Raw genomic sequence first — 19,894 nt, 5'->3', positions numbered from 1 at the left:
TAAAGTAACAGTGGACGCACAATGAAAAACGCCGGACGATCCGTCCGGCGTTGCTTGAAAATCAGACAGCGGCTTTGGCTGGCCTGCCGCCAAAGCGCGCGATGGCTTCGCCGACAATGCCGCGCCGGAACATCAGCACGCAGATGACGAAGATCACGCCGGTCACCATGCCCACCGATTCGCCCAGGGTGCCGAACCACTCGATGCCCGTGTGCGTGGCCAGATAGGTACCGACATCGCCCAGCTTGTTCTCCAGCGCGATGATCAAGACGGCGCCGAGGATGGGACCGGACAAGGTGCCCATGCCGCCCACCAGTGTCATCAGCACGACCAGGCCCGACATGCCCCAATACACGTCGGTCAACGTCTCAAAGCCCAGCACCAACGTCTTGGTGGCGCCGGCCAGCGCGGCCAAGGAGGCCGACAGGACGATGGCCATCAGCTTGTACTTGTTGACGTCGTAGCCGAGCGAGATGGCGCGCGGTTCGTTTTCCTTGATCGCCTTGAGCACCTGGCCGAACGGCGAGTGGATGGTGCGCACGATCAGGGCGAAGCCGGCCACGAAGATGGCCAGCACGACATAGTACAAGACGGTGTCATTGCCCAGGTCTATCGTGCCCAGCAAGGTTCCACGTGGAACACCCTGCAAGCCATCCTCGCCGCCCGTGAACGGCAGGCGCAAGGCAAGGAAGTACACCATCTGTGCCAGCGCCAGGGTGATCATCGTAAAGTAGATGCCCTGGCGGCGGATCGCCAGGCCGCCAATCACCAGGCCCAGCAAGGCACCCGTGGCGACGCCGGCCAGCAAGCCCAGTTCCGTCGGCCAGCCCCAGGTGCGCAGCGCGTAGCCGGTGACATAGCCGGCGCCGCCAAAGAAGGCCGCATGGCCGAACGACAGCAAACCCGTGTAGCCGATCAGCAAGTTGAAGGCGCAGGCAAACAGGGCAAAGCACAGCAGCTTCATCAGGAAGACGGGATAGCCGTAAAACGGGGCCGCCAACGCCAGCAGCAAGGCAATGGCGTAGCCTACATTCTTATTCATCGTGGTAGCTCCAATACATGACTGATGAGGATTACTTTTCTTTGCCGAACAGGCCGGCGGGACGCAGCAGCAGCACGATGACCATCACTACGAACACCACGGTGGCCGAGCCTTCCGGGTAGAACACGCGGGTCAGGCCCTCGATCACGCCCAGGCCCAGGCCCGTCAGGATGGAGCCCATGATGGAACCCATGCCGCCGATCACCACCACGGCAAACACGACGATGATCAGGTTCGAGCCCATCAGTGGCGAGACCTGGATGATCGGCGCCGCTAGCACGCCGGCGAAACCGGCCAGCGCCACACCGAAGCCGAACGTCAACGTCACCATCAGCGGCACGTTGATGCCGAACGCTTCCACCAGTTTCGGGTTTTCCGTGCCGGCCCGCAGGTAGGCACCGAGCTTGGTTTTTTCGATGACGAACCAGGTCGCCAGGCAGACGGAGAGCGAGGCGATCACCACCCAGGCGCGGTAGTTCGGCAAGATCATGAAACCGAGGTCCGTGGCGCCGGCCAGTGCTTCGGGCACTGCATACGGCTGGCCCGAGACGCCATAGAAGGAGCGGAACACGCCTTCCATGATCAGGGTGATGCCAAAGGTCAGCAGCAAGCCATACAGGTGGTCGAGTTTATACAGCCAGCGCAGCATGGTCTTTTCGATCAGGATGCCGACCAGGCCGACGAGGATCGGGGCGATGACCAGCATGGCCCAGTAATTGATGTCGAAATAACTGAGGCCCATCCAGGCCAGGAAGGCGCCCATCATGTACATGGCGCCGTGCGAGAAATTAATAACGTTAAGCAAGCCGAAGATGACGGCCAGACCGAGGGACAACATGGCATAGAACGAGCCGTTGACGAGACCCAGCAGCAGCTGGCTCATCATCGCTTGTATTGGAACGCCGAAAATTTCCATGGCATCACAGTATAAAAAGCACCGCCGAGTAGCGGTGTGGTATCAAGGGAAACGCGCCACCGCAAACGGGTGCGGCAGCGCAAGGCGAACCCTGCGAGCGAAGCGCATGCAGGACGGACCACCCGCGCACAGGCGGGCGATCCGCTGGAGGTATGGCTACAGCGTTACTTCCACAACGAACACTTCGACTCGGCCTTGGTCACATACGCCTGTGCACCGGGCACGGTGGCGACCACCTTGTAGTAATCCCATGGATATTTCGACTCGGACGGTTTCTTGACTTCCATCAAATACATATCGTGCACCATGCGGCCATCGGGACGCACTTCGCCATTCTGGGTGAACATGTCGTTGATCTTGGTCTTCTTCAGATACGCCATGACCTTCTCGGTATCATCCGTGCCGATCGCCTTGACGGCTTTCAGGTAGTTGGCCGCGGCCGAATAGTCGGCCGCCTGCAGCATCGACGGCTCTTTCTTCATCTTGGCGAAATAGCGTTTCGACCAGGCGCGCGTTTCCGCATTCAAGTCCCAGTACCAGCCATCCGTCAGGTACATGCCCTGCGTCAGGTTCAAGCCCAACGAATGGATGTCATTGATGAAGATCAGCAGACCAGCCAGTTTCATCGATTTCGTCAGGCCGAACTCGTTGGCCGCCTTGATGCTGTTGATGGCGTCGCCACCCGCATTGGCCAGGCCCAGGATTTGCGGCTTGGCTGCCTGCGCCTGCAGCAGGAAGGACGAGAAATCGGAGGCGCCCAGCGGATGCTTGACGCTGCCCAACACCTTGCCGCCGGCCGCCTTGACGACTTCGGCCGTGTCTTTTTCCAGCGAGTGGCCAAACGCATAATCGGCCGTCATGAAGTACCAGCTCTTGCCGCCCTGCTTGACGATGGTGCCGCCCGTGCCGCGCGCCAGCGCCACCGTGTCGTAGGCGTAATGCACGGTGTAGGGCGTGCACTCTTCATTCGTCAGGCGCGAGGAACCGGCACCGATGGCAATGAAGATTTTTTTCTTTTCCGCCGCGACCTTGGCCATGGCCAGGCTGGCGCCGGAATTGGTGCCGCCGATCAGCATGTCGACGCCCTGCTGATCGAACCATTCGCGCGCTTTCGAGGCGGCGATGTCAGCCTTGTTTTGATGGTCGGCGGAAATGAATTCCACCTTCTTGCCGGCCAGTACCACGCCGGCATCGGCGATCGCCATCTTGATGGCTTCCGCGCCCCCTAAGCCGTCGACGTCGGAATACACGCCCGACATGTCGGAAATAAAGCCGATCTTGATGGTGTCGCCCGATACCTGGGCATGCGCGGCGGCGGACAAGCCCAGTGCGCACAGGGTGGCGGTGGCAATGGCGATAGCGTTACGTTTCATAGTGTCTCCGTTGGGATTATTGTTTGCTATTCAGTCGATTGCTGGACGATGACGAGTACAACAGACTACATGGGGACTACACGCCAAGCAGCTCGGTCAATACCGGCATCTTGGCCTCCAGTTCGGATGCAGCAAAAGTCTCGACGATCTGACCGTGCTCCATCACATAAAACCGGTCCGCCAGCGGCGCGGCAAACCGGAAATTCTGTTCCACCATGACGATGGTGTAACCCTTCGCTTTCAGGGTGGTGATCATGCGCGCCAGCCCTTGCACGATGACGGGCGCCAGGCCTTCGGAAATTTCATCGAGCAGCAGCAAACGCGCGCCCGTGCGCAGGATGCGCGCCACGGCCAGCATCTGCTGTTCCCCGCCCGACAGGCGCGTGCCCTGGCTGTGGCGGCGTTCCTGCAAGTTCGGGAACATGGCGTAGATTTCCTCCACCGACATGCCCTTCTCGCCGCTGGCCAGGGTCGGCGGCAGCAGCAGGTTTTCCTCGGTCGACAGCGAGGAAAAAATGCCGCGCTCTTCGGGACAATACCCGATGCCCAGGTGGGCGATTTTGTGCGTGGCCAAACCTATCGCTTCGACGCCATTGACTTTGATCGAGCCCGTGCGCGCGCCCGTCAAGCCCATGATGGCGCGCAAGGTGGTGGTGCGGCCGGCGCCGTTACGGCCCAGCAAAGTCACCACTTCGCCCTGCTCCACTTTCAGGTTGACGTCGTGCAGGATGTGCGATTCGCCATACCAGGTGTGCAGCTGTGCAATTTCCAGTGCGGGGGCCTTGTTGCTAGCGGTCATCAATGTGCCCCTTCCAGTTCCGCGTGGGTGGTGCCCATGTACGCTTCCATCACTTGCGGATTGCGCGACACTTCCGCGTAACTGCCTTCGGCCAGCATGGCGCCGCGCTGCAGGACAGAAATCTTGTCGCAGATGCCGGAAACCACGCTCATATTGTGTTCGACCATCAAAATCGTGCGGCCAGCCGACACCTTTTTGATCAGTTCCGTCACGCGGTGCACGTCTTCGTGGCCCATGCCTTGCGTCGGTTCGTCGAGCAGCATCATTTCCGGTTCCATCGCCAGGGTGGTGGCAATTTCCAGCGCCCGCTTGCGCCCGTAGGGCATGTCGACCGTGATGGTGTCGGCAAACTCCGTCAGGTCGACCTCGGCCAGCAAGGCCATGGCGCGGTCGTTAAGCTGGTTCAAGGACCGTTCGCTTTGCCAAAAGTGGAACGAGGTACCGAGCTGGCGCTGCAAGCCGATGCGTACATTCTGCAGCACGGAGAGATGCGGGAAGACGGCGGAAATCTGGAAGGAACGGATCACGCCCATACGCGCGATCTGGGCCGGTTTGGCCGCCGTGATATCTTTCCCATTGAACAGGATCTGTCCGGAAGTGGGGACCAGGAATTTGGTGAGCAAGTTAAAGCACGTGGTCTTGCCGGCGCCGTTCGGACCGATCAAGGCGTGGATATGGCCCCGCTCTACCTTCAGGTTCACCTCGCTCACAGCGGTGAAACCCTTGAATTCCTTGGTCAAATTTCTTGTTTCCAAGATTACGTTTGACATCGTGTCTCCTAGTTGTACTTTTTGTACTACTTAGTCATTTTTATAATACACAACTTAAATTTAACGCACAATACAGTATAACTACGGGGATTTTTCGCCAGCCCGAATGGCGCAAACGCGCGCCTTTACTCAGCTATTTCCAGGCCGCGTGTATCATTTGCGCCGCTTTTTCCGCGATCATCACCGTGGGCGAGTTCGTATTACCAGAAGTAATGTACGGCATGATCGACGCGTCGACGACGCGCAGTCCAGCCACGCCAATCACGCGCAACTGACTGTCGACCACGCTCAAGGCATCGCTGGTCGGGCCCATGCGGCAAGTACCCACCGGGTGAAAAATGGTGGTACCGATCTGGCTGGCCGCCTGCGCCAGTTCTTCCTGGCTCTGGAATTGCACGCCGGGCTTGTATTCTTCCGGAGAGAATTGTTTCAGGGCCGGTGCGGCGGCGATGGCCCGCGTCAGGCGCAAGGCATCGGCCGCGACTTTGCGGTCCTGCTCGGTACTCAGGTAATTGGGCACGATCTTCGGCGCCGCGTAGCTGTCGGCCGACGCGATGTGGACGTGGCCACGCGAAGTGGGACGCAGATTGCAGACGCTGGCCGTAAACGCGGGAAACGCGTGCAAGGGTTCGCCGAATTTGTCGAGCGACAGCGGTTGCACGTGGTATTGCAGGTTCGGTGTGGCTTGCAGCGGATCGGACTTGGCGAACGCCCCCAGCTGCGACGGCGCCATCGACATGGGCCCGCTCTGGAACAGCGCATATTGCAAGCCGATCTGCATCTTGCCCAGCATATTGCCCGCCATGATGTTCAGGGTTTTCACGCCCTGCACCTTGTATACCATGCGCAGCTGCAGATGGTCTTGCAAATTGCCGCCCACGCCAGGCGAGTCCAGCACGGGCGCGATGCCATGCTGCTGCAGCAAGGCGGCCGGGCCGATACCGGACAGTTGCAGCAATTGCGGCGAACCGATGGCGCCCGCCGTCAGCAAGGTTTCCCGCCGGGCCGTCGCCTGCCACTGCGTGCCGCCGCCCGTAAATACAATGCCTGTGCAACGGGGCCCCGACTCCGTCGTTTCCAGCAGCAATCGTTCCACGTGGCAGCCCGTCATGATGGTCAGGTTCGGGCGGCGCGATGCCGGTTTCAGGAATGCTTTTGAGGTATTCCAGCGGATGCCGCGGCGCTGGTTGACGTCGAAATAGGCGCTGCCGCTGTTGTCGCCGCCATTGAAATCGCTGGTTTTCGGAATGCCGACCTGCTGCGCCGCATCGCGGAACGCGTTCAAAATATCCCACGACAGCCGCTGTTTTTCCACGCGCCACTCGCCACCGACACCGTGGTTTTCCGAGGCGCCGCCGTAATAATCCTCGCTTTGTTTAAAGAGCGGCAAGACCTTGTCCCAGCGCCAGGAAGCGTCGTCCGTCAAGTCGGCCCAGTGGTCGTAATCGCCGGCCTGGCCGCGCATGTAGATCATGCCGTTGATGGATGAACTGCCGCCCAGGACTTTTCCGCGCGGATACATCAGGCTGCGCCCACCCAATCCCGCGTCCGCCTGCGTGGAATACAGCCAGTCCGTGCGGGGATTGCCGATGCAATGCAGATAGCCGACGGGGATGTGGATCCACACGTAATCGTCCTTGCCGCCCGCTTCCACGAGTAAAACGCTGGCATCCTTGTCGCGCGTGAGCCGGTTGGCCAGCACGCAACCTGCCGTGCCGCCGCCCACGATGATGTAGTCGTATTCGCCTGCCGATTCCAATGAAGCTCCTTTCGGTATGCCATCAAGCTGTCGCGCAGCGTGTCTCCCCGCCGCGTCCCATTACCAGAGTCTGTCTTTCTTCCTGCATGCATGGCTGCTGAGCCGCCTTGAGATTACCACCAGTGCCGAGCCAGGGCGACATTAATCGTGGCCGACTATATGGGAAAAGGTCAAAAAGAACAGCAAAACAAGGGCTGCGAGCTGTGGATAACCGTATGGATATCCACAGGGACGATATGTGCGTAAACGAAAAATTTTTTCAGCAACATTTTTTTGTCCAGAAACCGTCCCAGGCAGATACAACGCTTACTCAGCGCTTATCCGTACGCCAAGCGATTGTTTACAAGGATAAATCAGGACTTATCCACAGAAGAGGCGCCCGTTAACTACTATTACTATTCTTGTATACCAACTTATTAAGGTAAACCCGACAAGCTCGCTTTGCCTGCCCTTCCCTTGAAGAAGGTGTGCAAGCCTGTCTTCAAAAAAAACTGCAAGCGCCTTTTGTTCTTAAAAAAAATCGAGCCAACAACTGAGCAACGAAAACCGGCGCGGCCAGCATCACGCGCACTGCACTGCCAAACCGTTTTGCAAAATGGAAACGTCAACAGACCTGAGCGGGCACAGTGCCAGCAAGCGGTTCGATGTTGAAAAGAGGGGAAATTTACAACGATTGTGGATAAGTCACTTGATATCCACAGGATGACTTGTGAGTAAACACGAAGTTATGCGCAGACCCGCATTTTATACAATTTTGCTCCTCGCGTGATACAGCGATTATGCACGTTTTATTTTTCGCGTAAACGGTTGATCCTGTTGAAAAAAAACGACTTATCCACAGAAAAAAACGCGTTTACTATTACTACTATTTTTATATATAGATCTATTCTAAACCGACAAAAAAAGCGGAAGTCCGGGGATATTTCCCAAAAGTATGCAAAAACATCAAAAAAAGAAGTCAACGACGGACAGTACGACCCACTGCCAAACCGTCTTCAGAAATCACCTGGATGCCAAGGTGTATGAAAGAACAGCGCTCGTGGTCATTCAAGCTGGATTACCAGAACACAATCAATGCAGACGAAGCACGTCAAACATGCCACTACAGCAAGAAAACCCGTGATTTTTGCTTGCTGGTGTGGATAAGTGCCTGCATATCCACAGGATGAGATGTGGGAAAAGTCGATCTTTGTCCACAGCCCGATTTTTATCCCAAATAAGTCCTCCATAGATACAATGCTTGTGCGCCTACTTTTTTGTGCGCTAAGTCGATGATTTTTCGATGGTATACCGACTTATCCACAAAAAAATGGCCGTTTACTATCACTACTATTTTTATGTATACATCTTTATTTAAAACACAGAGACAAACGCGAACGGTGGAAAAGTCGCCGAAACGGCTGTTTTCACCATGTAAACCGTCTGGCAATCCCCAAAACCTGTAAAAACAGCATGAATTCACACAAAAATATGCGTTTAGGCATCATCAGTGCCTTGCACGAAGAACAGCAGGGGCTCGTAGAAGCCATGCAAGGCCCCCAGAGGCGTTCGCACGGCATGCGCGACTACACCCTGGGAACCCTGTGGAATATCGACGCTGTGTGCGTCCTGTCGCGTCTGGGCAAGGTTGCCGCTGCCATGACAGCTTCTATCCTTGTGGAAAAGTACGGAGTTACCCACATCGTCTTCACCGGCGTGGCAGGCAGTGGGGATAAACACGTGAAAGTGGGCGATATCGTGGTGGCCGAAGCGCTGCTGCAGCACGATATGGACGCCCGCCCTTTGTTTCCCCGCTTCGAAGTGCCGCTGACAGGCTTGCAGCGTTTTGCCACGGACCTGGAACTGAGCACGCAACTGGCTGGTGCAGCCGAAGATTTCTTACGTGACGATGTCTCCAGCGTGCTCAAGGCAGCGCATATCGTGGAATTTGGCTTGCAGCACGCACAGGTCCACCGCGGCCTGATCGCCAGCGGTGACCAGTTCATCAGCAGCGCCGCGCATGTGAACCAGCTCAAAGCTGATATCCCCGACCTGCTGGCCGTTGAAATGGAAGGCGCCGCCGTGGCGCAAGTGTGTTTTGAACTGGGCGTGCCATTTACGGTCATGCGCACCATTTCCGACAACGCCAACGAAGAAGCGGCAGTCGACTTCATGCGTTTTGTGCAAACCGTCGCCTCGCCGTATGCGTTGACGGTGATCCAGCAATTGTGCCAGCGCCTGGCTGGCTGATTTTTCAGCTAGCGTGCATAAAAAAAGGGCAGAACCACTGGTTCTGCCCTTCCGCGTTAACTGTCTGCTTAAAATTTAGACACTTAACATCATCAAGCTGGCATTTCCGCCTGCTGCCGTCGTATTCACGCACAGCGCCCGCTCAGCGACCAGGCGCCACAGGGGGATGGCACCCTCCTGCGTGGTGGCGATGGTGCCCACCAGGGCCCCTTCCCGTGCCGCCAGCAGCGGTTTGAGCTGGCCATCAAGGCTAGGCTCGATCATGGCGATCTGGAAATCATGCTTGACCGACTCCAGGTTGCTGACGACCTGGATGCGGTCTTTCAGCGCGGCCGGCAAGTCGCCGGGAATCAGATCCGGCGTTTGCGCCAGTACCAGGGCCTGATTACCGGTGGCCAGCACGGCCGCCAGCTGGTTCATCAAGGTGCCGGACGTGGTTGCCGCGCAGAGTATCGTGCCGCGCGCGGCAAAGCTCAGGGTATTGCGTTCGCCGGTCGGGCCTGGCAAGACGGTAGTGCTGCCCAGCAAGGTGGTGCGCGCATAGTCCTGTGCCAGTTGCTCGACCTTGTCGTGGCCATGCATCTTTGCCCAGACGGTCAGCGCATCCAGGGCTGGCGGCGCTTGGCGCTGGTGCTGCGCGCCGGCCGGCGCATTGCGTTGCAGGCGTTTCAGGTACAGGGGGCCACCGGCTTTCGGTCCCGTGCCCGATTTGCCTTCGCCGCCGAACGGTTGCACGCCGACGACGGCGCCGACGATGTTGCGGTTTACATAAATATTGCCCACATGCGCGCGCTTGGTGATGAAATCGATGGTTTCATCGATGCGCGTATGGATGCCCAGGGTCAAGCCGTAACCGCTGTCGTTGATCGATTGCACCAGTTGCGGCAGTTCGGCCCGCTTGTAGCGGATTACGTGCAGCACGGGGCCGAAGACTTCTTGCGTCAATTGTGCCAGCGACTTGATTTCCAGCACGGTCGGGGCGACGAACGTGCCTTTGACGGTCGGCAAATCGAGCGAATAGTGATCGATGGCCATGGTTTTCATCTTGTTGATGTGCGCCAGCAAGTTACCTTGCGCTTCCGCATCGATGACGGGACCGATATCGGTGGCCAGGCGGTCAGGATTGCCAACGCGCAATTCCTGCATGGCGCCCTTGAGCATGTGGATGGTCTTGTCGGCGATTTCCGTTTGCAGGAACAGCACGCGCAAGGCCGAGCAGCGCTGGCCGGCGCTATCGAAAGCGGACGACATCACGTCTTGCACCACTTGTTCCGGCAAGGCGGACGAATCGACGATCAGGGCATTCTGGCCACCCGTTTCGGCGATCAGGGGAATGTCGATGCCTTCGGCCACGGCGCGCGCCGCCAGGTTGCGGTTGATCAATTGCGCCACTTCCGTCGAGCCCGTGAAAATCACGCCTTTCACGCGCGTGTCATTGCACAGGCCCGCGCCAACGACCTCGCCGCTGCCGGGCAAAAATTGCAGCGCGCCGCGCGGCACGCCGGCCGCATGCAGCAATTGCACGGCGCGGTGGGCGATCAGCGGCGTTTGCTCGGCTGGCTTGGCCAGCACCACGTTGCCTGCCGCCAGTGCGGCGGCCAGCTGGCCCGTAAAGATGGCCAGCGGGAAGTTCCACGGGCTGATGCAGGTGACGGGACCGAGCGCCAGGGTATTCGGCGCGTGTTCCACCTGTGCCGCGTAGTAGCGCAGGAAGTCGACGGCTTCGCGGATTTCCGCGATCGCGTTCGGCAGGGACTTGCCCGCTTCGCGCACGGCCAGGGCCATCAGCTCGATGTGGTGTTCTTCGAACAGGTCGGCCGCGCGCAGCAAGGCTTGCGCGCGGATCGACGGTTCCGTCGTTTGCCAATCCATGGCATACGCGCTGGCGCTGGCCAGGGCCGTTTCCACGTCGGCCGGACCGGCTTCCATGACTTTGCCCACGACGTCGTCGTGCTGGGCCGGGTTGTGCAGCATGTGCGTGGGGCCATTCAGGCTGACGGCGCCATCGATCAGCGGCGCTGCCTGCCAAGTCTGCTGCTGCGCCAGGCCGGTGGCCAGGGTGCGCAAAGTGTCTTCATTCGACAGGTCCAGGCCGGCCGAGTTCCTGCGTTCGCTGCCAAACATGTCCAGCGGCAGCGGAATCGACGGGTGCGGCAAGCCGCCCTGCAGGCGCGCCTGCTCGAGCGGATCTCGGATCAGGCTATCGATGGCCACGCTTTCGTCGACGATCTGGTTGACGAACGACGAGTTGGCGCCGTTTTCCAGCAGGCGGCGCACCAGGTAGGCCAGCAGGGTTTCATGCGAGCCGACAGGGGCGTAGATACGGCACGGCTTGTCGAGGTTGTCCGGACCGACGACCTGGTCGTACAAGGTCTCGCCCATGCCGTGCAGGCACTGGAATTCATAGTCGGTAATGCCGTCGCGTTTCGCCCAGGTATAAATGGTCGACAGGGTTTGCGCGTTGTGCGTGGCAAATTGCGGATAGATCAGCTTGCTGGCGGCCAGCAGTTTTTGCGCACACACGAGGTAAGAAACGTCCGTGTAGACCTTGCGCGTGTAGACGGGATAGCCTTCCTGGCCGTCGACTTGCGCGCGTTTGACTTCCGCATCCCAATATGCGCCTTTCACCAGGCGCACCATGAACTTGCGGCCGCTGCGGCGCGCCAGGTCGATCAGGTAGTCGATGGCAAATGGGCAGCGCTTCTGATACGCCTGCACCACGTAGCCGATGCCGTCGAAGTCGGCCAGGTCCGCATCGAAAGCCAGTGCTTCCATCAGGTCGAGCGACAGTTCCAGGCGGTCCGTTTCTTCCGCATCGATGTTGAAGCCGATGTTGTACTGTTTGGCCAGCAACAGCAGCGCTTTGACTTTCGGCAGCAATTCTTCCATGACGCGGGCGCGCTGGGCACGGCTGTAGCGGGCGTGCAGGGCCGACAGTTTCACGGAAATGCCGGGGCCGTTCTTGATGCCGCGGCCGTTCGAGGCCTTGCCGATGGCGTGGATCGCCGTTTCGTACGAGGCATAGTAATTGGCCGCGTCCTGCTGGGTCAGGGCCGCCTCGCCCAGCATGTCGTACGAGTAGCGATAGCCGCGCGTTTCATTCTCGCGGCTGTTCTTCAACGCTTCTTCGATGGTTTGCCCCGTTACAAACTGGTTGCCCAGCATGCGCATGGCCAGGTCGACGCCCTTGCGGATCAGCGGTTCGCCGCCTTTGGCGATGAGCTTGGTCATGGCCGAACCAAGGCCCGATTCGCTGCTGGTACTGACCAGTTTGCCCGTGATCAGCAAGCCCCAGGTGGCCGCGTTGACGAACAGCGACGGCGATTCGCCCAGGTGTTTCTTCCAGTCACCCTTGCTGATTTTGTCGGCAATCAGGCGATCGGCCGTTTGACTGTCGGGTATACGCAACAGCGCTTCAGCCAGACACATTAATGCAACACCCTCTTCCGACGACAGCGAGAACTCGTGCATCAGTGCATCGACGCCGGAGGCGCGTGTGCGTTTTTGGCGCACGTTCGAGACCAGACGGTGCGCCAGCGCTTGTCCTTCGGCCGTCGTTTCGGTGCTGCTGGGGCGCACTTGTTGCAACAGCCACTGCACGGCGGAAACCTCGTCGCGCCTATAGGCGGCGGTGATGGCGGCGCGTTGTGGTGTCGCTTCGGGCAGGATTTCTGCCTGGAACGCAGCAAAAGGAATCGGGGTAAAAGCCGAGGGGCCTGCAGGGTGCATAAGTGCTCTTTACAAGGAAAAGGGGACGAAAACTGACGTAATTCTTGCTCTTTTTTGGTGCAAAAAAATACAGAAAGTCGGACGTTAAGATGATTCGATTGTAAAGGGGATTCTTATGGATTAATTCTGGTAATACAGGGGACTAGCAATAGATAGTTTTTGATGCGACAATTTAACCAAATAATATTAATTTGGGGGTGATAGGAATGCTGGACAAGATCAGTAAGAAAATCTTGATGGAATTGCAGAGCGATGGACGCATCAGCAATGTGGAGCTGGCCGCGCGCGTGAACCTGTCGCCGGCGGCCTGCCTGGAGCGCGTGCGCAAGTTGCACGAATCCGGTTACATCATGGGCTATACGGCCCAGTTAAACCCGCAGCTGCTCGACGTGTCGCTGCTGGTGTTCATCGAAGTGGTGCTCGATCGCACGACACCGGAAGTGTTCGATGCCTTCAAGCATAGCGTACAAATCATTCCAGAGGTACTGGAATGTCATATGGTGGCCGGCGGTTTCGATTACCTGGTCAAGGCGCGCGTCAAGGACATGGCCGCCTACCGCGAATTCCTGGGCAAGACGCTGTTGCAGAAAGGTGTGCGGGAAACCCACACTTACGCCGTCATGGAAGAGGTCAAAAACACCACCAAATTGCCAATTAAGTGACCTTGGTGTAGCCGTCCCACTTTTCTGATTGAGCTATCGGAACAAATGTTGTAGGGTAGAACTACAATTCTGCTATCCGGTAGCCGCCTGAAACGCCGCGCAGACGGTCACTTCAGGGTGCAAGGTGGGCAATCGTGCCCGCCCCGCATACGGTTACAGCACGTCCCCTCAACGGGACGTGACGGGTTCGCGCAGCGGGGGACAAATGAAGCAGTTGCAGCATCAGCTGGTGCGTTTCTTTGTATTCACGATCCTGGCCATGGCCATCGCCTGTTGCCTGGCCTATCTGCTGCTGTCGGGCGGCGACCATCCCTATCTGATTGCCTGCGTGGCCGCCGCCATCGGCGCCGCACTGCTGGCCTTTGCCGGCCGTCCGCGCGGCGAGCCGGGCTTGCACCAGTTCGCCGACACGGTGGGCAACGCCATCGATGCCATCATGATCGGCGCGGCGGAAACCTCGTATTTTGTCGATTCCGTCAAACAGAAGGTGGAACTCGACGTGCGCACGGCCAGCGACATCGCCGACAGCTCCGTACAAAATGCCGCCATGACGGAAAAGATCGCCGCCAATGCGGAACGGGCCGCCAAGGTGGCCGCCGGCGTGCGCGTGGAAAGCGTGGCGGCGCGCGCCGAAGTGGACCAAGGCTTGCGTCGCATCAATAGCGCCCGCGAAGAAGCGCAAGGCGCTTCCAGCAACATGCTGAGCTTGCAGGAAAAATCCAAACGCATCACGGGCTTTACGGAAGCCATTTCCGATATTTCCGCGCGCACCAACTTGCTGGCGCTGAACGCCGCCATCGAGGCCGCGCGCGCTGGCGAACACGGCCGCGGTTTTGCCGTGGTGGCCGGGGAAGTGCGGCAATTGGCGCAGCGCACCAAGGAAGCCTCCGATGAAATCAGCGTGATGGTGCGCGAAATCAATGAACAGTCGGAAAAAGCCGCACGCGGCATGAGTTCGCTGGCGGCCGGCGTCACGGAAGCGGCGCGCAATGTGGAAAGCGTGCATGCCTCGCTCAGCCATATCGAAGAATCGTCGGGCGAGTCGGAGGACGAGATCGGGCAGATCGCCCGCGCCTCGCGCGAACACGTCGAGACGACGCAACTGATCGCCGACGCCATCCTGCAAATCCGCGACAGCATGCTGTCGACGAATGCCGAATTGCCGCGCGCCACGCAGTCGGCCATGGCCCTGGCCGAGCGGGCCGAAGTGATCGCCGGCGCCCTCGGCGAATCGAGCGTGGCCACGCCGCACGACGAGATCCGCGAGGCGGCCCAGCGCGCCGCGCGCGAAGTGGGCAAATTGTTCGAGCAAGCCATCGCGTCGGGGCGCATCACGCGCGAAGCCCTGTTCGACCGCCACTACCGCCCCATCCCGAATACCAATCCGCCCAAGCACAACACGAAGTTCGACGCATTTACAGACAAGGTGCTGCCCGACCTGCAGGAAGGCGTGCTGGCGGCATTGCCCCATCTGGCGTATGCGGGCGCCGTCGACAACAATGGCTATTTTCCGACACACAACAAGAAATTCTCGCAGCCGCTGACGGGTGACTACGCCACCGATATGGTGAATAACCGCACCAAGCGCATCTTCAGCGACCGTACGGGCAAGCGCTGCGGCAGCAATACCAGGGCGTTCCTGTTGCAGACCTATAAACGCGACACGGGCGAAGTCATGCACGATTTATCCGTGCCCATCCACGTCGAGGGCAAGCACTGGGGCGGTTTCAGGATTGGTTACCGGTCCAGCAGCCACGCATAAAAAAAACGCCTGATGTCTGATCAGGCGTTTTTTTTGGTGCTGGCAGAAAACTTACTCAATATGCGGTTTCGGCGCCACGCCGCCGCCGGCCGCCGTCGCCGTCCGTAAAGTGGGCGTGTTCATGCTTTCCAGGTGATTACGCAGCCATTTGTGGGCGGGGCTGCGGGCGTCGCGCTCATGCCACAGCATGTCCAGGTGGACGGCTGGCAAGGTCAATGGCAAATCCTTGTACAGCAAGGACTCCGTCATGCCCGTCGAGGCGATCAAATGGCGCGGCAAGACCGTGATCAGGTCGGAATTGGCGACGACTCTTCCAGCCGTGAAGAACTGGTTGACCGTCAGCAAGATGCGCCGTTCGCGGTGGATCTGCGACAGCGCCTCGTCGATCAAGCCATGCGCGCGGCCGGAAAAACTCACCAATAAATGGTTCGCCGCGCAGTAGTTATCCAGGGTCAATTCCTTGTCGGCCAGCGGATGGCCGCGCCGCATCACGCACACATACTTGCCGGAATACAGGCGCTCGTGGCGGATGGGCGAACCGGTTTCGCTCGACAATTGTGCCGCCACGCCAGGAAAGAAGCCGACGGCCAGGTCGATATCGCCGCGCAGCAGCATCGGGCGCGGTTCGCGCGTGGTCAGCGGCATCATGCGCACGTTGACGCCCGGTGCTTCCCGTTCGATCGAGCGCATCAATGACGGCAGCCAGAAGGCGGCCGTCGCATCGGCCATGGCCATGCGGAAGGTGGCGTGGGTCTTCGACACGTCGAAGGTTTCCGGTGTGACAGCCGCTTCCAGGCTGGCCAGGGCCGAGCGCACGGATGGCCACAGCGCTTCGGCGCGGGGCGTGGGTTTCACGCCATACGCCGTGCGGATCAGCAATTCGTCACCGAGGCTCTCGCGCAGGCGTTTGATGGCGTTCGATACCGCCGGCTGCGTCATCGCCAGGTGGCCGGCTGCGCGCGTCAGGTTTTGTTCCGTCATGACGGCGTCGAAAACACGCAGCAAGTTCAGATCCAGCGTCAGAAAACTCATGGAAAGCCCAAGATAAAAGTTGAATTGATTACTTAAGAGTGTAAACCGCGCCGGGCACGAATATTTTCACTCGTCAAAAAATATTACAGTTTTCCATTCACGATTCATATAATTGGTATCAAGAAATGGAATTAGATTTATATGTTGCACTGCACTATAGTACTGGCAAATTCTATAATGCACTGGAACACTATGTCTACCTTCGCCTCCGCCCTGTACGCAGTATCCGCACCCGTGCTGGAGATTTCCCTGCTGAACGCCCTGCAACTCGTGCTGGTGATCGTCGCCGTGGGCGCCTTCGCCCTGCTGTTCAAGCCTTTGCTGGTGGGCATCGCCCGCGCCATGATGCTGGTGGTGCGCCCCAAGCTGAGCCGCGAAGAGCGCCTGGCACGCCAGCAGATGCGCGAAGCGCAAGCTTTGCAGCGCACCTTGGGCAAGATGGATGGCGTGTCGCCAAGCAATGCCGCCGAACTGCGCGCCCTGTCGACCCGCGCATAAGCCCGCTGTTGCAGAAAGACAAGCCGGCATGCACCGGCTTTTTTTACGCCCGCGTTTTCGTGTAGGCCGCTTCAGGCCGCTTTAAGCCATATCGCCCAGCAAATGCGCGCGTAGCAAGGTGTCGGCCGGATGGGCGCCGATCCAGATTTTCAGCAGCGCATTGTAAAAAGCCAGGTCCGGCACCGTGTCGCCCACTTGCTTGCCGTTCAGCTTGCACAATGTCCCCTCTTCCGGCAGCCAGTCCACGGTGAGAATGTCCCCCTTTTTCAGGCCGGGCACCATTTCGAACATGGCGCCGAATTGCATCGTCTGGCTCAGCAGGCGCGTGCGGTCGGCCTGGTCGGAGCTGCGCTTCAAGCCCTGCATGAAGGCTTGCCCCAGTTCGTCGGAAGTGATGTCGCGCAGCATGACGATTTCCAGGCGGCGCGGTCCGGGCAGGGCCAGGATGTCGGCCAGCTGGGTTTTCTTTTCCGGCAGGTACAGGGCGATCGTGTAGACCTTGAAGATGACCTTGTAGCGCACGCCGGCGCCGTTGAGTTTTAATTCGCGGCTGGCCAGCTGCACCGTGTCGTCCAGCTTGACGCCGCCGATCTCGACGGCCAGCGCCGGCTGTGCCAGGACGGCGCTCAGGCAGGCGGCCGCGAGGGAGCGGCCCAAACGGGATGTGCTTATTTGCATCTTCTACCTCCGTGGAAACCATGGGCTGTGGATAAGTCAGCACACAGTGTAGAACAGTTGGCAGAAGCTGGCGCCACGCAGAAGTGGCCCAGAAGTGGCGCGGGAGAAAAGCTTAAGTCTTGGCGGGAAGTTCAGCTTGCAGGCGTTCGTACTTGGCCATCAATTGCTCCGGGCTTTCGCGCCAGGCGGGATTGAAGGGGATGCAGCTGACGGGGCACACTTGCTGGCATTGCGGCTCGTCAAAGTGGCCCACGCATTCGGTGCACTTGTTGGGATCGATTTCGTAGATTTCCGCGCCCATGTAGATCGCGTCATTCGGGCACTCGGGCTCGCAAATGTCGCAATTGATGCATTCGTCGGTGATCAGTAATGCCATGATTTCACTCTTACTTATTGCGATGAAGCAGCGTTGGCGGCAATCTTGTTTTGCAGCCAGCGGTTCACCGAGGGGAAGACAAACTTGGAGACGTCGCCGCCCAGCGCCGCGATTTCGCGCACGATGGTGCCCGAAATGAACTGGTACTGGTCGGATGGCGTCAGGAACATGGTTTCGACATCGGGCAGCAGGTAGCGGTTCATGCCCGCCATCTGGAATTCGTACTCGAAGTCGGAAACGGCGCGCAAGCCGCGCACGATGACACGCGCTTCATGCTTGCGCACGAAATCCTTGAGCAAGCCGGAAAAGCTTTCCACTTGCACGTTCGGGTAATGGCCAAGTACTTCATTGGCGATTTCCAGGCGTTCGTCGAGCGAGAAAAACGGTTGCTTGTTCTTGCTGTCGGCGACACCGACGATCAGCTTGTCAAACAGACCCGATGCGCGGCGCACCAAATCTTCATGACCGCGCGTGAGCGGATCGAATGTTCCTGGATAAACGGCTACAACCATTGCGGCTCCCTGACGATGCACCAATATAGACGCGCATTATGCCTGAAATTGGTGACCACCTTGGTGCAGTGCCTCGGGCCAGGGAGCTTTTTTGCCTCATTTATAGGCAGATTCAGGCAGTTGCCGGCACTTTGTTGTAAGTTAGCAAATGATAATAAACGGTGCCCGCCTTGTCGGCGCGGATGACTTCCCATGGCGCCATCCACTCCGGTTTTTCCAGCTCGCTATTCTCGTCAAAGACCAGCGGCAAGCCCGATTCCGCGTACACCATGCCGCCTTCCTTGAGCAGGTTGGCGCACAAGGGCAACACTTTCGCGAGGAAATCCTGCTGGTAGGGGGGATCGAGGAAGATCAGGTCGAAGCGCTGGCCGCGCGCTGCCAGGCCTTGCGCCGTCAGCAGGGCGTCGCCGCGCAGCAGTTGGACATTGTCGGCGCGCAATTTCGCCTTATTCTCTTCCAGCTGGCGCACCACGGGTGTGTGCGTATCGACCATGGTGACGGAGCCTGCGCCGCGGCTGGCCGCTTCGAAGCCCAGCGCGCCGCTGCCAGCGAACAGGTCCAGCACCTGGGCGTTGGACCAGTCGCCGTCACGCAAGTGATTGATCCAGTTAAATACGGTTTCACGCACCCGGTCGGGTGTCGGGCGCAGTCCCAGTGCCTGCAAAACAGGCAGCACGGAGCGCTTCCACTGGCCGCCGATGATGCGCACCTGGTTCGGTGGCGGCGCGTGGTGGACGGGGACTTTGGCGGGTTTCTTGATCTTCTTTTGCATGGGGGACTTCTTCAATTCGATGGCGGCCACTATAGCATATGGCCCCCTCCCCCCTGCTGGCGCTGCCTCTCTATTTGGCTTGCGTGGCCAGGGAATTGAAATCGTCGATCCAGCCCTGCATGCGCTTGACGGCGTGGGCTTTTTGCGCCGGCGTGGCGTTCTTGATCACCGTCATGACCATCTGCGCCGTGCTGCTTTCGTAGGCATCGAAGAAGGCTTTGCGCTCGGAATGCTCAAGGCGCTCGAAACTGTCCTTGATCAGGGTCGTGATCAAGGCCGCGGTCGCTTCCTTGCCGAGCTTTTCTTGGTGGACTTTCTTGACCAGGTTCAACACGTTCTGCTGGCGCCGCATGCGTTCGTCGAGCCAGATCTCATTGTTCAGCGGACGCGCGTCGGACGCCTTGCGGATGATGGCTTCCTGCTCGCTGCTGAAGCTGCCGAACCACAGTTCGAATTGCTCCATGGCTTTCTTGTAGCGCAGTTTCTGGCGCTTTTCCTGGTCGCCGCTCAGGTATTTCTTGCGGTAATCCTCATTGTTCGACTTGAATTTCTTTTCCATCTGCGCGATCTGCTCGGGCTTGAGCGAGCGCGCCAGGTCGGCCAGTTCGGGCGCCGCCTTCAGCAACAGCGCCTGGGTGCGCTGCTTGATCTCGCCGTAGTCGGCCATCAGGTCCGCCTGCGTGGCATTGCCTTGCAGCTGCTTCTGGCCCGTGCGCAGGATTTCCACGTAATCCTTCAATTGCGTCTTGCGGTGCCAGTCGAACAGCTTGTCGATATCCTCGCGCACCCAGCCCTTCTGGTCGCGGTCCAGGTCGACATACGCGTTCAGCCACCAGTACAGCACGGTATCGCCATTGTTGTAGGCCAGGCGCAAGCCGCTGCAACCGGCCATGACGACGAGCAGTATGGCCAGCACGGCATAAGTAAAGCGGCTGGAAGGCGTGGAAGACGGGGCCTGCGTGTTAAACTTTTTCATATTCTTAAC

The 19,894-nt window shown here is 59.0% G+C and carries 17 protein-coding genes; 4 read left to right on the top strand and 13 right to left on the bottom strand.

Annotation, left to right across the window (positions count from 1 at the left end; genetic code table 11):
• Positions 1-61: 61 nt before the first annotated feature.
• From CSQ93_RS08565 to CSQ93_RS08540, 6 genes are all read right to left on the bottom strand, one after another.
• Complete coding sequence (locus CSQ93_RS08565; RefSeq protein ID WP_035823444.1) at positions 62-1,042, bottom strand: branched-chain amino acid ABC transporter permease; 981 nt, start codon at positions 1,040-1,042, stop codon at positions 62-64.
• A 31-nt stretch (positions 1,043-1,073) separates the two neighbouring features.
• Positions 1,074-1,958, bottom strand: a complete 885-nt coding sequence (locus CSQ93_RS08560; protein WP_034752662.1) for a branched-chain amino acid ABC transporter permease — start codon at positions 1,956-1,958, stop codon at positions 1,074-1,076.
• A gap of 164 nt (positions 1,959-2,122) precedes the next feature.
• The gene (locus CSQ93_RS08555; RefSeq protein WP_099377701.1) at positions 2,123-3,331 is read right to left on the bottom strand and encodes an ABC transporter substrate-binding protein; all 1,209 of its coding nucleotides are present in this window, start codon (positions 3,329-3,331) and stop codon (positions 2,123-2,125) included.
• Between the two features lie 76 nt (positions 3,332-3,407).
• Positions 3,408-4,130 (bottom strand): ABC transporter ATP-binding protein, encoded by a 723-nt coding sequence (locus tag CSQ93_RS08550; protein ID WP_099377700.1) that lies wholly within the window; start codon positions 4,128-4,130, stop codon positions 3,408-3,410.
• Positions 4,130-4,900: an ABC transporter ATP-binding protein gene (locus CSQ93_RS08545; protein WP_034783853.1), complete on the bottom strand. Its 771-nt coding sequence runs from the start codon at positions 4,898-4,900 to the stop codon at positions 4,130-4,132. The genes CSQ93_RS08550 and CSQ93_RS08545 overlap by 1 nt, the downstream gene beginning before the upstream one ends.
• A 133-nt stretch (positions 4,901-5,033) precedes the next feature.
• Positions 5,034-6,659 carry a GMC family oxidoreductase gene (locus CSQ93_RS08540; RefSeq protein WP_099377699.1) on the bottom strand — a complete coding sequence of 542 codons (1,626 nt, stop codon included), beginning with the start codon at positions 6,657-6,659 and terminating at the stop codon, positions 5,034-5,036.
• A gap of 1,452 nt (positions 6,660-8,111) precedes the next feature.
• On the opposite strand from CSQ93_RS08540, the gene CSQ93_RS08535 reads away from it, so the two are divergent.
• Complete coding sequence (locus CSQ93_RS08535) at positions 8,112-8,888, top strand: 5'-methylthioadenosine/adenosylhomocysteine nucleosidase (protein WP_099377698.1); 777 nt, start codon at positions 8,112-8,114, stop codon at positions 8,886-8,888.
• A gap of 75 nt (positions 8,889-8,963) precedes the next feature.
• On the opposite strand, the gene putA is transcribed toward CSQ93_RS08535, so the two are convergent.
• The gene (putA, locus tag CSQ93_RS08530) at positions 8,964-12,617 is read right to left on the bottom strand and encodes a trifunctional transcriptional regulator/proline dehydrogenase/L-glutamate gamma-semialdehyde dehydrogenase (RefSeq protein ID WP_099377697.1); all 3,654 of its coding nucleotides are present in this window, start codon (positions 12,615-12,617) and stop codon (positions 8,964-8,966) included.
• Between the two features lie 206 nt (positions 12,618-12,823).
• Here putA and CSQ93_RS08525 point away from each other — a divergent pair, with 206 nt between their 5' ends.
• Positions 12,824-13,279, top strand: a complete 456-nt coding sequence (locus CSQ93_RS08525; RefSeq protein ID WP_010393827.1) for an Lrp/AsnC ligand binding domain-containing protein — start codon at positions 12,824-12,826, stop codon at positions 13,277-13,279.
• A 205-nt stretch (positions 13,280-13,484) separates the two neighbouring features.
• Entirely contained in the window at positions 13,485-15,041 is a 1,557-nt protein-coding gene (locus CSQ93_RS08520; protein WP_099377696.1) for a methyl-accepting chemotaxis protein, read from the top strand.
• A gap of 51 nt (positions 15,042-15,092) precedes the next feature.
• On the opposite strand, the gene CSQ93_RS08515 is transcribed toward CSQ93_RS08520, so the two are convergent.
• Positions 15,093-16,073 (bottom strand): LysR family transcriptional regulator, encoded by a 981-nt coding sequence (locus tag CSQ93_RS08515; RefSeq protein ID WP_034752642.1) that lies wholly within the window; start codon positions 16,071-16,073, stop codon positions 15,093-15,095.
• Positions 16,074-16,265: 192 nt separating this feature from the next.
• Here CSQ93_RS08515 and CSQ93_RS08510 point away from each other — a divergent pair, with 192 nt between their 5' ends.
• On the top strand, positions 16,266-16,571 hold the full coding sequence (locus CSQ93_RS08510) for a hypothetical protein (protein WP_099377695.1): 306 nt from the start codon (positions 16,266-16,268) through the stop codon (positions 16,569-16,571).
• 81 nt (positions 16,572-16,652) lie between these two features.
• Here the strand turns inward: CSQ93_RS08510 and CSQ93_RS08505 are convergent, their stop codons facing one another.
• The 5 genes from CSQ93_RS08505 to CSQ93_RS08485 all read right to left on the bottom strand — a co-directional run bounded on the left by CSQ93_RS08505 (position 16,653) and on the right by CSQ93_RS08485 (position 19,885).
• Complete coding sequence (locus CSQ93_RS08505; RefSeq protein ID WP_099377694.1) at positions 16,653-17,249, bottom strand: chalcone isomerase family protein; 597 nt, start codon at positions 17,247-17,249, stop codon at positions 16,653-16,655.
• Between the two features lie 112 nt (positions 17,250-17,361).
• Positions 17,362-17,625 (bottom strand): YfhL family 4Fe-4S dicluster ferredoxin, encoded by a 264-nt coding sequence (locus CSQ93_RS08500; RefSeq protein WP_035823425.1) that lies wholly within the window; start codon positions 17,623-17,625, stop codon positions 17,362-17,364.
• Between the two features lie 14 nt (positions 17,626-17,639).
• Entirely contained in the window at positions 17,640-18,137 is a 498-nt protein-coding gene (gene coaD / locus CSQ93_RS08495; protein ID WP_034752633.1) for a pantetheine-phosphate adenylyltransferase, read from the bottom strand.
• 112 nt (positions 18,138-18,249) lie between these two features.
• Positions 18,250-18,909: a 16S rRNA (guanine(966)-N(2))-methyltransferase RsmD gene (gene rsmD / locus CSQ93_RS08490; RefSeq protein WP_099377693.1), complete on the bottom strand. Its 660-nt coding sequence runs from the start codon at positions 18,907-18,909 to the stop codon at positions 18,250-18,252.
• A 70-nt stretch (positions 18,910-18,979) separates the two neighbouring features.
• Complete coding sequence (locus tag CSQ93_RS08485) at positions 18,980-19,885, bottom strand: DUF6279 family lipoprotein (RefSeq protein ID WP_199534314.1); 906 nt, start codon at positions 19,883-19,885, stop codon at positions 18,980-18,982.
• Between the last annotated feature and the right edge of the window lie 9 nt (positions 19,886-19,894).

The organism is Janthinobacterium sp. BJB426, from assembly GCF_002735705.1.
GTDB lineage: Bacteria > Pseudomonadota > Gammaproteobacteria > Burkholderiales > Burkholderiaceae_D > Janthinobacterium.
The sequence above is the reverse complement of the archived record's forward strand: the minus strand, read 5'-3'. Positions and strand labels throughout refer to the sequence as shown.